The sequence below is a fragment of the Pseudoduganella sp. jia 12 genome (assembly GCF_055502675.1).
Window position 1 is genome coordinate 22,926 of the sequence record NZ_JBUXKP010000010.1, and the last position, 14,999, is coordinate 37,924.

The 14,999-nt window shown below is 66.9% G+C and carries 9 protein-coding genes; 3 read left to right on the forward strand and 6 right to left on the reverse strand.

All coding sequences use genetic code 11. From position 1 onward, the window contains the following. Nucleotides 1-44 precede the first annotated feature (44 nt). Nucleotides 45-2,132: a TonB-dependent receptor domain-containing protein gene (locus tag ACY65G_RS21290; protein ID WP_464999293.1), complete on the forward strand. Its 2,088-nt coding sequence runs from the start codon at nt 45-47 to the stop codon at nt 2,130-2,132. A gap of 241 nt (nt 2,133-2,373) precedes the next feature. Here ACY65G_RS21290 and ACY65G_RS21295 read toward each other — a convergent pair whose 3' ends face one another. Further along, nucleotides 2,374-2,847: a transcriptional repressor gene (locus ACY65G_RS21295; RefSeq protein ID WP_464999294.1), complete on the reverse strand. Its 474-nt coding sequence runs from the start codon at nt 2,845-2,847 to the stop codon at nt 2,374-2,376. A gap of 134 nt (nt 2,848-2,981) precedes the next feature. On the opposite strand from ACY65G_RS21295, the gene ACY65G_RS21300 reads away from it, so the two are divergent. Continuing rightward, entirely contained in the window at nt 2,982-4,295 is a 1,314-nt protein-coding gene (locus ACY65G_RS21300) for an amidohydrolase (RefSeq protein ID WP_464999533.1), read from the forward strand. An 85-nt stretch (nt 4,296-4,380) separates the two neighbouring features. Here ACY65G_RS21300 and ACY65G_RS21305 read toward each other — a convergent pair whose 3' ends face one another. Next, complete coding sequence (locus ACY65G_RS21305; protein ID WP_464999295.1) at nt 4,381-5,358, reverse strand: aldo/keto reductase; 978 nt, start codon at nt 5,356-5,358, stop codon at nt 4,381-4,383. A gap of 170 nt (nt 5,359-5,528) precedes the next feature. Continuing rightward, on the reverse strand, nt 5,529-8,552 hold the full coding sequence (locus ACY65G_RS21310; protein ID WP_464999296.1) for a TonB-dependent receptor: 3,024 nt from the start codon (nt 8,550-8,552) through the stop codon (nt 5,529-5,531). A gap of 397 nt (nt 8,553-8,949) precedes the next feature. Between ACY65G_RS21310 and ACY65G_RS21315 the strand changes: the two genes are divergently transcribed. Continuing rightward, on the forward strand, nt 8,950-9,330 hold the full coding sequence (locus ACY65G_RS21315; RefSeq protein WP_464999297.1) for a response regulator: 381 nt from the start codon (nt 8,950-8,952) through the stop codon (nt 9,328-9,330). A 19-nt stretch (nt 9,331-9,349) separates the two neighbouring features. Here the strand turns inward: ACY65G_RS21315 and ACY65G_RS21320 are convergent, their stop codons facing one another. Genes ACY65G_RS21320 through ACY65G_RS21330 form a run of 3 tightly spaced genes read right to left on the reverse strand, consistent with a single transcriptional unit; the run spans nt 9,350 to nt 14,776 of the window. After that, nucleotides 9,350-13,195: a TonB-dependent receptor gene (locus ACY65G_RS21320; RefSeq protein ID WP_464999298.1), complete on the reverse strand. Its 3,846-nt coding sequence runs from the start codon at nt 13,193-13,195 to the stop codon at nt 9,350-9,352. An 8-nt stretch (nt 13,196-13,203) separates the two neighbouring features. Next, nucleotides 13,204-14,199 (reverse strand): FecR family protein, encoded by a 996-nt coding sequence (locus ACY65G_RS21325; protein WP_464999299.1) that lies wholly within the window; start codon nt 14,197-14,199, stop codon nt 13,204-13,206. Beyond that, complete coding sequence (locus ACY65G_RS21330; RefSeq protein WP_464999300.1) at nt 14,192-14,776, reverse strand: RNA polymerase sigma factor; 585 nt, start codon at nt 14,774-14,776, stop codon at nt 14,192-14,194. The genes ACY65G_RS21325 and ACY65G_RS21330 overlap by 8 nt, the downstream gene beginning before the upstream one ends. Between the last annotated feature and the right edge of the window lie 223 nt (nt 14,777-14,999).

Consider the following 14,999-nt stretch of genomic DNA (forward strand, 5'->3'; position numbering starts at 1 on the left):
TTATAATTAGGGGAATTTCCTACCCATGACAAGGATGCATTCCCATGTACGACAAACGCACTCCGCTGGCGCTGGCTCTCGCGCTGGCATTCGGTACATCGTTCACCGCCCAGGCCCAGACCACGGCCGAGCGCCATGGCGGCGATCCGGACAGCATTCCCACCGTGCTGGTTTCGGCCAGCGCCCTCGGCGTGGTGGCCGACGACATGATCACGCCGGCCACCACGCTGTCCGGCGCCGAGCTGGTACGGGTGCGCGAATCCACGCTGGGCGAAACGCTGGGCCGGCTGCCCGGCATCACGTCCAGCCACTTCGGCGCGGGCGCGAGCCGTCCGGTGATCCGCGGCATGGATGGCCCGCGCGTGAAGATCCTGGCCGACGGCGCGGAAGTGCAGGATGCGGCAACGATCAGCCCGGACCACGCGGTGGCGTTCGAGCCGCTGCTGGCCGAGCGCATCGAGGTACTGCGCGGGCCGTCGGCGCTGGCCTACGGTGGCGGCGCGGTGGGCGGCGTGGTGAACATCATCGACCGGAAGATCCCGACGGCCCTGCCGTCGAAGGCCGTCGAGGGCAGCGCCGAAGTGCGCGCCAATTCGGCCGCGCGCGAAAAGGCGGGCGCGTTCGAGATGACAGCGGCTGCCGGCAGCGTGGTCTTCCACGCCGAAGGCGTCAAGCGCGATGCCGACGAATACCGTGTCGGCAAGGACTGGCCGGAAGGCCGGCGCGTCCATGGCAGCTACAAGGAGTCGGAAACGGGCACGGTCGGCCTGTCGTGGATCGGTGAGCGCGGCTATCTCGGCGCGGCGTTCACGAAGGAACGCACGGAATACGGCATTCCCGGCCACAGCCACGAGTTCGAAGGCTGCCATCCGCATGGCGATCACCTGCACTGCGGCGGCCATGGCCATGACGAGGAAGAGGGCGACGACCACGACCACGGCCACGAGCACGAGGAAGGCGCGGTACCGTTCGTGAAGCTGGACAGCGAACGCTGGGACGTGCGCGGCGAATACCGCGACCCGCTGGCCGGCTTCTCGAAAGTGCGGCTGCGCGCATCGTTCACGGATTACCGGCACGATGAAATCGAAGGTGCGGAAGTGGCCACCACCTTCACCAGCAAGGCGCACGACGCGCGGCTGGAACTGGAGCACAAGCCGGTGGCGGGCTGGCGCGGCGTCGTCGGCCTGCAGACCACGCGGCGCGATTTCGCGGCGCTGGGCGAGGAAGCCTATGTGCCGGCAACCCTGACGAAGAAGCATGCCGCCTTCGTGACCGAGGAATACCGGCTGGACGACTGGCGCTTCGAAGCGGGCCTGCGCCACGAGTGGCAGGACATCGACGTGGCTGCCCAGCCGGAACGCGGTACCAGCGCACGCGGCACGTCGCTGGCGCTTGGCGCGGTATGGAAGTTCGCTCCCCGGTACTCGCTGCGCGCGGCCATTTCGCGCAGCCATCGGCTGCCGGGCGCCGAGGAACTGTATGCGGACGGCATCCACCTGGCCACCAGCACGTGGGAAATCGGCAACGAGAACCTGGACAAGGAAACGTCGAACAACATCGACGTCACCTTGCGCAAGTTCGCCGGCCCGACCACGTTCTCGGTGAGCGCGTTCCACAACCGCATCGACAACTACATCTATGCGCGCACGCTGGACAACCACGAAGGCTTCCAGCTGGTGGAGTATGCGCAGCGCGATGCGACGTTCACCGGCATCGAAGGGGAATTGCGGCAGGAACTGCCGGCGGGCCTGCAGGCCACGCTGTTCGGCGACTACGTGCGCGCAAGGTTGAGTAGCAGCGTGCGTGATGGTGGCGGCAACGTCCCGCGCATCCCGGCCGGCCGCCTGGGCGCGAAGCTCGATGGCGAATGGCGCGGCTGGCATGGCATGGTCGAAGCCTACCGCGTGGCCACGCAGGAGAAGGTCACGCCGTATGAGGACCGCACGGCGGGCTACAACATGCTGAACCTCGGCACACACTACAACACGCGCATCGCGGGCCTGCCTGCGATGCTGTATGCGCGGCTGAACAACGTGACCGACGAGCTGGCGTTCAGCCACACGTCGTTCATCAAGCACGCGGCACCGCTGCCGGGCCGTAACCTCACCGCGGGCTTGCGCGTGACGTTCTGATCATGCCTGAGCTCGTGTCCTCGTGCCTGGCAGCCGGACTACAGTCCGGCAACACAAGCTCAGGCGCAGTTGCGCGTGTCCTCGTGCCTGGCAGCCGGACTACAGTCCGGCAACACGGGCTCAGGCGCAGTTTCGCGTGTTCTCGTGCCTGGCACCGGGACACGCAGGCAGCGGGACACAGGCTCGGGCACAATCTTGCCGATAAAATCAGGTCGACCGCGCCTGCGGAAGAACCGGCCGGTCAGTGCTTGTGGGGGCGGGGCGGGCGCTTGGCCGCCGAAGTGACAGAGGAGCTGGCCGCCGAGGTGGCGGCCACCGGCGCCGCCTTGCCCTTGCCCTTGGCGGCGCATTCGGCGCATTCGCCGTACAGGGTCAGCTCGTGGCGGTCGATGACGAAGCCGGCAGGCGCCAGGTCGTCCATCCTGCCCGGGCAGCCCTCCACTTCGAACACGCGGTCGCACGCCACGCAGTGGAAATGGTGATGGTGGTGGTGTGCCGCGTGCGACGTTTCATAGCGCGGGTTTTCGCCCGGCAGCGTGACGGCCTCGAGTTCGCCTTCGCCCAGCAGCAGCTTCAGGTTGCGGTAAATCGTCGCGATGCCGATCTCGGGAACGGTTACACGCACGGCATCGAGGATTTCGTGGGGGCTGAGCGGGCGCGCGGCGGCTTCGATTGCCGCGCGAATCGCGGTGCGCTGGCGGGTTGAGCGTTCCATGGCAAGGCGTATCGGGTAAAGCCGCATTATCCCATAAGCGGCCCCGATCGGCGCGTCAGCGGCGTGGGCGGGCCGTGAGGTATATTGCGGCACTGGCGCTGTCGCCATCCGACCAGGAGCCCACATTGAAATCCATGCTCGTCCGCATCGCCCTTGCTTCGCTGTCTCCGCTGTTCCTGTCCCAGCCCGTCCATGCCCAGTCGGTGGCGCCGCTGAAAGGCGACGTCCGTGCCCGCGTCGATGCGATGTATCCCTGGCTGGACACTGTCTACAAGGACTTGCACGCCCACCCCGAACTCGCGTTCCAGGAAGTGCGCACGGCCGGGAAGCTCGCGGCCGAGATGCGCAAGCTGGGCTTCGAGGTCACCGAGAAGGTTGGCAGGACGGGTATCGTCGCGGTGCTGCGCAACGGCGCCGGCCCCACGGTGCTGGTGCGCACGGACCTCGACGGCCTGCCGATGGAAGAGAAAACCGGCCTGCCTTATGCCAGCAGGGCGCGCGCGCAGAGCGGCGGCCGGGAAACCTTCGTGACCCACAGCTGTGGCCATGACGTGCACATGGCCAGCTGGCTGGGCGCCGCGCGCACGCTGGTCGAGCTGAAGGCCCGGTGGAAGGGCACCCTGGTGTTCGTCGGCCAGCCAGCGGAGGAAACGGTGTCCGGCGCGAAGGCGATGCTGGACGACGGCCTGTTTACACGCTTCCCGAAGCCGGATGTGGCATTCGCGCTGCATTCGTGGCCGCTCGCGCACGGCACCGTCGGTTTCAACGATGGCCCCGTGTCCTCCAATTCGGACGCGATCGACATCGAGTTCAAGGGTCGCGGCGGCCACGGTTCGGCGCCGGACAAGGCGCTGGATCCGGTCACCATCGCGGCACGCTTCGTGGTGGACGTGCAGACCGTGATCAGCCGCGAGAAGGATCCGAAGGAGTTCGGCGTGGTGACGATCGGCGCGATCAACGGGGGCACGGTCGGCAACATCATTCCCGACAGCGTGCAGGTGCGCGGCACGATCCGTTCGTACAGCCCCGAGGTGCGCGACAAGCTGCTGGACGGCGTGCGGCGCGTGGCCAATGCCTCGGCGGCAATGGCCGGCGCGCCGGCGCCGGACGTCAAATTGACTGCCGGCGGGCAGGCCATCGTCAACAGTACGGAACTGGTGCGCGGGATGGAAGCCGTGTTCAAGGACGCCTTCGGCGACGCGAACGCGCAGCGCATGCCGGCGATGACGGCCAGCGAGGATTTCTCGCTGTTCGTCAACCAGGGCGTGCCATCGATGTTTTTCTTCACCGGCATCTACGATGCGAAGGACGTGGCCGAGTCGCAGCGGCCTGGCGGCAAGCCGCTCGCGTTCAACCATTCGCCGTTCTACGCACCCGTGCCGGAACCGTCGATCAAGACAGCCGCCACGGCGATGAGCCTGGCGGTGCTGCACGCGATGGCGCGGTAAGGCGGCTGGCCGGGACGACAGCGCCCAGGATCGGCAACTGCGCGGCAACTGCGCGCCACCTGCACGCCATCGGGCAGGGCCGGACTCAGTAAGGGCCGCGGATATGGTCCCGCACGTGCCGCGCGTACACGTCGGCCAGCGCGCCGTGCAGCGCGGCGGGCAGCGGGTCGACGCCGGCGGCGGCCACGTTGCCGGTGACCTGCGCGGGCGAGCTGGCGCCGGGGATCACGACGGACACGGCTTCGTGGTCGAGGATCCAGCGCAGCGCCACCTGCGCCATCGTGAGCCCCGGCGGCACGAGCGCGGCCACCTGCTCGACGGCGGCGATGCCGCGTTCCAGTTCCAGGCCGGCGAAGGTTTCACCCACGTTGAAATGCTGGCCGTCGCGGTTGAAGTGGCGGTGGTCGTCCTGGCGGAACACGGTTTCGCGCGTGATCTTCCCGCCCAGCAGGCCGCTGGCCAGCGGCAGGCGCACGATGATGCCCACGCCTTGCGCCTGTGCGCGCGGCAGCAGCTCCTCGGCCGGCTTCTGGCGGAAGATGTTGAAGATCACCTGCAGCGATGCCAGGTCCCGCTGTTCCAGGCAGATCAGCCCTTCCTCCACCGATTCCACGCTGGCGCCCCAGCGGCCGATCAGGCCTTCCTGCTGCAGTTCGCGCAGCCAGTCGAACACGTGGCCCTGGCGCAGCACGTCGGTGGGCACGCAGTGCAGCTGCGTCAGGTCCAGCGCTTCCACGCCGAGCCGCTCGATCGAGCGCAGCGTGGCGTCGCGCAGCGATTCGCGGGTATAACCGTCGGGGTAAATGCCGGCGCGGCCCAGTTTCGTGGCCACCACCAGCGAGGGATCGCGGTGCGTGGACAGGAATTTGCCGATCGAGCGTTCGCTGGCGCCGTCGCCATAGACGTCGGCCGTGTCGATGAAGCGCACGCCGGCATCGTAGGCCGTTTGCAGGGTTTGCTGGGCAATGGCGTCGTCCCAGTCGTCGCGCCAGCCGCCGCCCAGCTGCCAGCAGCCGAGGCCGATTTCAGGGACGGTGAAGCTGGCGAGTTTTCGTAGTTGCATGGTGTTCCTTGTTGATAGGTTTAGCCGGGGCACATGATAGTAAAAAGTCGTCCGGTTGTCCGCGCGTCTGCTTGCCATTGCACCCCGAAAGCAAAAAGCCGGGGTCAGACCCGTCGGGTCTGACCCCAGCATCAGCCGTTGGGGTGAAAAAGTGCGTTATCGAAGCGGCATCAGAACGTATAGTTCGCCTGGATCGTATACCGTGGGCCCGTGACGAACCACGCATGCCCGAACGTGCCGGCATGCTGCTCCATGGTCTGCTTCGACGTGGCATCGTTCAGGTTCTGCGCCTCCAGGCCGATGCGGAATTTCTCCGTCACGTTGTAGAACACCGAGGCGTCGACCTGGCCGTAGTTTTCCTGCCACAGCGGCAGGCCCCAGGCCACGTTGTGCTGGCCGTAAGTCGGGCTGGCCGGGTTGCCGTCCGTGCCGTTCGTGTCGCGCGTGCCCCACTGGTTCACGCCGGCCAGGTAGCGCGAGCGCCAGTTGTAGGCCACCCGCGCCGACACCGGGCCGCGTTCATACATCAGCGCGAAGTTGATGGTCTTCTTCGACAGGCCCTGCAGCGGCATGTTGCCGAACGTGCGGCCATCCGTGTCGCAGCCGTTGATGTACAGGTTCAGGTTGTTCGCGTCGGCATTGCCCGAGCAGTATTCCGCGAAGACCGGGTTGTCCAGCTTGCGGCTGCTGTCCACGTACGTGAAGCTGGCCTGCACGCCCAGGCCCTTCAGGTAGCCCGGCAGCCAGTCGTAGTACTGCTGGTACGCGAGCTCGAAACCGCGTGCGTAGCCGTGCGCGCCGTTCACCGGGCCGGTCACCGCGAAACTCTGGGTCTTGCCATTGACGTCCTGCACTTCGTAGTTGTACATCTGGTTGACGATGACGTTCTTCAGGTCCTTGTTGAAGAGCGCGAGCGTCACCGAGCCTGCCGGCGCGAAGTACCACTCGGCCGTCACGTCAACCGACGTACCGGTGGTGGGGCGCAGGTTCGGATTGCCTTCGGCCGTACCGGTCAGCGACGTGTTGGTGACCGTCACGATATTGTTCGCCGTGTCCGTGACGGTGGTGATCGTCTGCGACAGCGGCGTGTACGCCTTCATCTGCGAGAAGTCCGGGCGCGACATCGAGCGGGCGATCGCGGCGCGGAACTGCAGCTGGTCGCTGTACTTGAGCCGCAGGTTCAGGCTGGGCAGCCAGTTGTGATAGTCGTTCTCGTAATCGCGGCGGGTGGCGAACGGCGTGATGTTGGCGATTTTCAGGCGGTCCAGGACGGCGGCGGCATCCTCGAACGTCGGAATCGTCGGGTTGTACGTCGTGTAGCCGGCCGCGGTGGACTTCGTTTTCACGTAGCGCACGCCGATATTGCCGTCGACCGGGTACTTCAGGTTGTCCCAGCCGAAGCGCAGCTGCGTATAGAACGCCCGCGTCTTTTCTTCCTGGAAGTTGGTGCCGGCCGGATCGTTGTCGAAGGTCGCCGCCGGCCATGGCGTGCAGGTGGTGCCCTTCTCCGCGCACAGTATGTCGTGGTAGGTGTGCAGCTTGGCGTAGCTGTCCGGGTAGCCGCGGGCGACGGCGTCGTCCGGGAACATGATCGCCGGCACCTGCACGTCGCCGCCGAAGAAGTTGTTGAAGCTGCGCAGCGTGGCGCCGCCGGCGAACTTCGGATCGTCCAGCGTGGCCAGGCGATCGACCTGCCAGCCCAGCATCCACGGCTGGCTGATCGCCTGCCAGTTGTAGCTCGGATTGGTGTTCTGGTTGCGCGAGCTGCGGTTCTGCAGGCGCGCGCCGAAGCGCAGGTCGCGCAGCACCGGGTGGTCGAAGTCGTACTTGATATCCGTCTTCCACGCCTTGCTCTCGGCCTTGGAGCGGTCCTTGTGCTCCATGGTGTACGCCCAGTAGTAATTCTTCGGGTCCGACAGGTACTTGATGTCGTCGGCATCGAACGTGATCTTCGGCAGGCCGCCGGTCAGGTCCAGCGTTTCCTTCTGCATCTGGATGCCGGTCGCCACGTCGGAATCCAGTGCCTCGGTGCTCGCGCGTACCACCTGGAAATCGGTCGTCGCGCTCCATGCCGGCGCGATGCGCCACTTGAGGTTCAGCGCCAGGTCGCGCGTCGCCGACTTGCGGTCGGACACGCGGCGGTCCGAGTTCAGGTTGATGCCGCCATTGGCGGGGTTGGAGATCACGCCGGAGAGCAGGGCGCCGTTGTTGTCGTATACCCCGTTCGCCACCTGGATGCCGTAGGGCCGGTCGCCCGTTTCCTGCGACAGCAGCGCCTGTTCGGACCAGCCTTCCTTGTATTTCGACTGGAAATAGGTCAGCGCCGCCGTGATGTCGCGGTTCGGGCGCCACTGGAATGCCGCGTACTGGCCCTTGCGGTCGCGTTCCCAGTTCATCGAGCGCCACTGCGCGCCGCGCGGCACCCACACGGTGCGGCCCGGTTCCACGTTCGTCAGCGGGTAATAGGCTTCGATGAACAGCTCGTCCGTGCGCGTGTGGCTGATCGACGAGGCCAGGTCGATCAGGGCGCCGAACTCGCCGAAGCGGGTATTCCAGCGGTCCGACAGCAGCAGCGAGCCGGTCGGCTGGGCCTTGCCCTTGCGCAGGTCCGAATAGGTGTACGACCCGGACAGCGAGCCCTTGAACCCCTTGAAGTCGAAAGGCAGGGCGGTGCGCAGGTTGACGAGGCCGGACACGCCGCCCTCGGTCTGCTCGGCGGACGGGTTCTTGTACACGTCCACGCCGGCCATCAGTTCGGGCGGCACGTCGGTGAAGCTCAGCGAGCGGCCGCCGTTCGCGGAGAACGACTCGCGGCCGTTCAGTTCGGAACGCACATAGGTCAGACCGCGGATGGCGATGCCGGAGCCTTCGACGGCATAGTGCTGCGGGTCGTTACTCATGCTGCGGTCCATGGTGACGCCCACGACGCGGCTCAGCACTTCGGTCACGGAACGGTCGGGCAGCTTGCCGATGTCCTCGGCCACGATCGAATCCACGACCTCGTCCGCATCCTGCTTGAGCTTTTGCGCGGACTGCAGCGCGGCGCGCTGGCCGCTGACGACGACAACGGCGCTGTTACTGGCGGCGGGCTGATTTTCGGTAGCGCTAACTTCCTGGGCAAGGACTGCTCCGTGCGACCAGAACGCGAGTTGAGCGGCGGCCACGGCGATTGCCGTTTTTTGAAGGTGTCTCACTTTTTGTCTCCTGTGTTTTTTATATGGCCTGCGCTGCTGCCCTCTGGTGGAGCAGGCCGGCGCGGCGGGCAGGAAACGGTCGCGTTTGAAACCGTTTTCATCTGTCCAGGACCGAATGTAGACCAACTCGGCAGCCTCGGCAATGGCGACTTGCAAGGCGTTGTTGTTCAGTCAGCGTCACGAAACATCCTCTTGCCAAGCGCAACTTTTGGTGATCTAACATAAATATGGTTGCGCAAACATCCTGTCTTAATAATGCGATAAGGAAAATGATATTTTTCACCACAAATCTTTTATCAGCCTCGAATCCGACATTACTCCGGGATGCCGTCCTACAAGTTTCCTGTGGATAAGAGGTAACGTGTGCCAGGGACGGCATTTGCATGGAATGGAAAGCATGGGCACGAGAACAAGTGACAGCGCCTGCCGGCGCATACTGATAGTCGACGATAACTGCGATGCGGCGGAGTTGCTGGCCGAGCTCGTGCGCCTCTTCGGGTACGAGGTCACGGTCGTCTTCAGCGGCCTTGCCGCCCTGCAGAGCGTGGCGGCACTGACGCCGGACGTGATACTGCTCGACATCGGCATGCCGGGCATGGATGGCTATGAAGTCGCCCAGGCCCTGCGCGAGCGACCGGACTGCGCCACGTTGCGCATCATCGCGCTCACCGCCTGGGGCGATGCCGATGCGCGGGCACGCACCGCCGCCTCGGGCTTCAACCTGCACCTGACGAAACCGGCGGCGCTGCCGATGCTGCTCGGCGCGCTCGAAGCCTGAAGACCCGAAAGCGTTCGGCTCAGTTCCGGATCACGATCCCGAACATGTACTGCGCCCCCGAAAACGAATAATCGACGAGGTTCGGCCTTCCGTCCGCATAGGCCGCGTAGCCACCGTGCGATGTCGATTCGCCCGCGCGCCCGATATTGCGGCCTTCCACGAACAGTTCGATATGGCGCGACAGCCGCCAGCCGAGGCGCGCGTCGATGAAGCGCGTGGCGCTGTTGAAGGTGGGCGACGCCGGATTGAACGGCAATACCGGTGCGCTCTCGATCCCCACGGCCGGGTAGGCATTGGCGGCGGCCGGCAATTCGCGGAACGATCCCGCCGCGCTCTGGATGGCCACGCGCGCCTGCAGGCGCCCATCGTCGTACCACAGCGATGCGTTCCAGGTGTAGCGCAGTTCGCGCTGGGGACCGAGCGCCGTGCCGGTCAGCAGATCGCGGATCGGTTCGCCCAGCACCTTCGAGCGCATCCGCGTGTAGTTGGCGTCCAGCCCTGTATGGCGCAGGAACGAGGGCAGCCCCGTGAACGCGGTCTTGCCGCTCAACTCGATGCCGTTGCGTGCCGTCGACGGGCCGTTGACATAGGTCGCGTAGGCGTAGCGCAGGGTTGTCAGGTCGGCGCCGGTGACCGGGTCGGTGGCGCCGGAATCCCCGAACGGCTGGCCGGCATAGACCGCCACGCGCAGCGGCGCGCCGGTCAGGCCGCGCTGGCGAAAGCCGGCCAGCGATACCATCGTGTCGCGGTTCGGATACCACTCGAGCGACAGGTTCTGGTTGCGGCTGCTCATGGCGCGCAGCCCCGGGTTACCCAGCGTGCCGTCGCACGACATGTCCTGCATGCCATCGGACGCGAGCTCGCCGGCGAGCCGGCGCTCGTCGTGGGTGCAGGTCACGTTATTGCTGTACAGGTATTGCACCGGCGGCCGGGCGATCGCCTTCGCGCGGTGGTAGCGCAGCGCCAGCGTGTTCCCGGCCGACCACCAGGCCACGTTCAGCACCGGCATCACGTCGGTGGTGGCACTGCGCAGCGTGGTGTTGCGCGCCGTCGCGCGCTGCACGATGCCATTCGCCGCGCCTGGAACGGCGGCATCGTAGGCATCGGTCTTCGTCACCGACTGCAGCGTCATCAGGCCGGTGCCGGCCACGTCGGTGCGCACGACGCGCCAGCCGAAGTTGCCATCGACCTTGGCGCCGAACGGCAGCGCCATCGCCGTGAATGGCACGCGGTCCACCTGGAAGTCGCCGCTCAGGTAGCCGGCAAGTGTCCGTTCGCCGACGGCGGTGCGCGGCTGCTCGTACACATTGCCGTCGGTGCCCCGGCAGGTTTTCACGCAATCGAGGTTGAAGTGCTCCACGCCGGCCAGCGCGATCACCTTGCGCACGTCGATCTCCGTCCAGCCGCGCACCATGCCGTCCGGGATGCCGCGCGCGCTGTGGAAGTAGCGGATGTCGTTGCGGTTCAATGCCTGGGCCACGATATCGCGGTACTGCGCCTGGGGCATGACGATCGTGCTCGAGAAGGCGAAGGCCGGATCGCTGCCGTAGCTGGTCCCGTACCGGCACGGCCGGCCGCCCGGCGCCAGCGATCCCGGCGTGTCCTCGCACGCCTGGAAGCTGCTGCGTACCTGCGCCCACGGCACCACCACCGCGGGCGACGTCGCCGTGGCCGCCTGCACGGTATAGCCGGCCCCGGACCAGTTCACCGTGCGGTAATCGCGGTGCTGCAGGCCGAACTTGAACCGGCCGAAGAAGGGAATACGCCCCGCCGACACGTACGACATGTCCAGCCGCGCCGTATCCTCGCGGCGTTCCATGATGCGGGGATTGGCCATCGTCAGCTGCGTGGCCGCGGAGGTGCGCGGCGCGGCGGCGTCCGCCGGCACCGACAGGCCGCCATAGTTCGCCGGGTTTGCCTGGTCGTACTGCATACCCGCCGGCAGGGTGTGCGTCCACATGCCGTTCGGCGCCACGGACAGCGTCGCCTCCCCGTACGTATAGCCGAGGTTCGTGCGCCACTGCATGCGCCAGGCATCGGAGGTGGCGTGGCCGTACAGGAATTCGGCGCGCAGCGGCCCGGAACGCCACGTGCCGCCGAACTGCGCATATTGCGACGAGCTCTCGATGCGGTCGTAGATCTGGTCCACGTTGACGCTGGCGTCGGCGAGCGTGTAGCGCAGCAGGTGGTGGTTCGCATCGACGACGGCCGACCCGTGCACCACGTTGGCCACCGAACCGTCCGTCATGCCGCGCCAGGCGGTGGTGCTGGCGCCGAGGTTGACGGGCGAGGGATACCAGAACGTGTTCGCGCCCGGTGCCGGCGTGCGCGCGATGGCCGGCGCCGTGCCACTGTCGGCGTAGCGGCCGGCCGGATTGACGTTCACGTTCCCCAGCGAGAAGAAGGACTGCTCGTCGTCGATCCGGCGCGTGTTCCGGTTGAACTTCGCATACAGCGCCAGGTTGTCGTTCACCTTGAAATCCAGGCGCACGTCGCCGTACAGCCGCTCGTCGTACTCGCGCCGCACCAGGTAGCGCACCTGCTGCGGCGTGTAGTCGTTCCACTGGTTCAGGCACGTAAGCAGCTCGTTGGCGCGCTGGCTCTGCGCGGTGGCACGGTTGGCCCGGCTGGCGATCGGCGCCAGTTCCTCCGCCGTGTACTGCGGAAAGGCGGCGTTGCAGTCTGCCTTCGTGCGCGCCGCGGCCGAGCGCCGCACGATTTCCAGCGGACTCAATGCATCGAAGGTGCCGCCGCCGCTGCGCACCCAGCGCGCCAGCGGCGCCGTGGCCGCCGGATCGGCCAGGTTGACGGTCGAAGGATTGAACGTGAACGTCTTGTCGGGCGAGCCGTCGACATCGAGCTGGCGCGCGATGCCCAGGTTGTACGCCGAATACAGCGCCGTATGGTTTTCGTTGTGGGCCGCCGTGCTGGTGAGGTTCACCACTACGCCCAGGCGCTTGTCCAGGAAGCGGTCGGCGAAGATGAGGTTCAGGTTCGGCGTCGTGCGCCCGTTGATCGAATTGCGCTGGGCGGCGGCGCGCAGCGCCACGTAGCGCTTGTCGAAGTCCAGGCCGGAGCGGGTGCGGATCAGCACGCCGCCGCCCAGCGAGCCCTCCGTCATGTCGACGGTGGAGCCCTTCACCACCTCGATGCTCTTGATCAGGTCCGTCGACAATTCGCGCAAATCGACGCCGCGGCCGGATCCGCCGTTGTTCAGGTCCGTGCCGCCGGCCGCCTGCACGCCGAGGCCGTCGATTTCCACCCGCACCAGCTCTGCGATATTGGCCCGCACGTTGATCGTGGTGCCCTCGCCATAGTCGCCACGGTCCAGCGTCACGCCGGCCACGCGCGAGATGGCTTCGGCCACGTTGCGGTCCGGGAAGGCGCCCACTTCGTCGGCCTTGATCACGTCCACGGCCGTGGCGGCATTCTTCTTGTCGAAGATCGAGCCGCGTTCGGACGCGCGGGTGCCGACGATCTTTATCCGCGGCGGCGGCGCTTCGGGTGCCGGCGGCAGAGAAGGGGAGGCCGGGGGCGGGGGAGGAGAGGATGGCGGTGCCGGCATGCGCCGGACCAGCACCGCACCGTTCGCGTTCAGCGTGGCCGCCAGGCCCGTGCCGGCGAGCAGCCGGTCGAGCGCCTGCCGCGACGTGAAGTTGCCGTGCACGGCATTGGTGCGCACACCCGCCAGATCGTCGCCGCTGGCCAGCAGGCGCAGGTTGGCCTGGCGGGCGAATTGCGGCATCGTCACCGCGGCGGGGCCGGCCGGTAGCTCCAGGGGCAGGGTTGCCGCCGCGCCGGGCGGCGCAATCAGCGCAAAAGGCGCACAAAGCGCAATCGCCGCGAACAGCGGGCCGCGGGACATCACGCGGCTCAGCGTGCTGCGCCGATCCGGATGCCGTCGGCGCGGATGGCCACGGGCACGTTCAGCAGCGCATGCACGTCGTTGGCGAATTCTTCGGGCTGGTCGATCCGGTAGTGTCCCACCAGCGGCTTGCGGCGCAGCGCCGGGTCGGCCACCACGATCTGCCGCGCGTTGTAGCGGTTGAACTCGGCCACGGCATCGCCCAGCGGCGCGTTCTCGAAGACCAGCTTGCCCTCGCGCCAGGCCAGCCGCCGCACCACTTCGCCGGCATCGGCGCTCACGCGGGTTGCGCTGCCGTCGCCGGGAACCAGCGCGAGCTGGCCGGCGGCAAGGCGGCGGCGCGGCACCGCACTGCCGTTGGTCCACACGTCGACGACGCCTTCCGTCACCAGCACTTCCGCGCCATGGGCGTGGCGCCGCACCGAGAACGCGGTGCCCACGGCGCGCACGCGCACGTCGCCCGCTTCCACCAGGAAAGGACGGGCCTTGTCCTTGGCCACCTCGAACCAGGCTTCGCCCTGGCCGAGCGCGATGCGGCGCTGCGCCTCCGTGAGGTGCACTTCCACGTGGCTGCCGCTGTTGATGCTGATCGTCGAGCGGTCGGCCAGCTGCACCTTGCGGAATTCCCCGCGCGCCGTTTCATACGTGGCGCGGCCGAACAGGCCGGAGACCAGCGGCGTGACCGCCACCGCGGCGACGCCGGCCGCCAGCGCGCTGCCCAGCACGAATGCGCGCCGGCCCCGTGCGGGCCGCTGCGGTTCCACGATATCGTTCGCCGGCCTTTCCGGGGCTGCCTCGCCAGGCGGCTCCGCCTTGGGCTTCAGGCTGGCCTGTACCGTGATGCCGTCCACGGAATGCGCGATCGCCCGCGCGCGCAGGTAGGCGCCCTGGTGCCTGGGGTTGGCCAGGAACCAGGCTTCGAAGGCGGCTTGCGCGGCATCGTCCAGCTGGCCCGCCGATTCGCGGGCCACCCATTCCAGCGCGGCGTCGTCGATGCTAGACATTGCGCTTTCGGGGCGCGCGCGCCGCGGGGGGCACAACGGCCTGGCCGCTGTCGACGCCGACGCGGGCCACCATGGCCGCCACCATTTTCAGTCCTCGCATCATTTCCTTTTCCACCACGTTTTCCGAGATGTCCAGGCGCTGTGCCGTTTCCTGCTGCGACAGGCCGTCGATCTTGCGTGCGCTGAACACGCGGCGACAGCGTTCCGGCAGGTTGGCCACCAGGCCCAGCACCCACTTCAATTCCGCCCGGGCCAGCGCCACCCGTTCCGGCGAGGGGCCCGGATCGGCCACGTCCAGCGTTTCCAGGCTGGCCACGGCTTCGATGTGGACGATGGCTTCGCGGCGAAACCTGTCGACCAGGATGTTCTTGGCCACCTGCATCAGGAACGCCTTCGGCTCCAGCACGTGCTGCACCGATTCCATCTTCAGGATACGGAAGTACACGTCCTGCACCAGGTCGTCCACCTCCGCATCGCTGTTGCACAGCCGCCGCAGCCGCGCCCGCAATTGCGCTTCGTATGGAATCACGTGGGCACTGACCCAGGCGACGATGGCGGGATCCAGGGGCGCGATCATGCGACCCTCCCGCCAATGTGACGAGTGGCGCGCGGTTTCCCGCCGGCACCGTGTTGCTGTTTGCTCCGATCCATGCGTCTCCTCCGTCCGCTTTTTCCATCGTGCTTGCGACCGTGTTGCAGCTTGCCAAGAAAATGGCTGCGGCATATCAATAGTGCCTGCATGTATACACGGTTAGGGCGGGCTTCTCAACCGTGGACTGAGCGGTACCGTGACTTTTTTG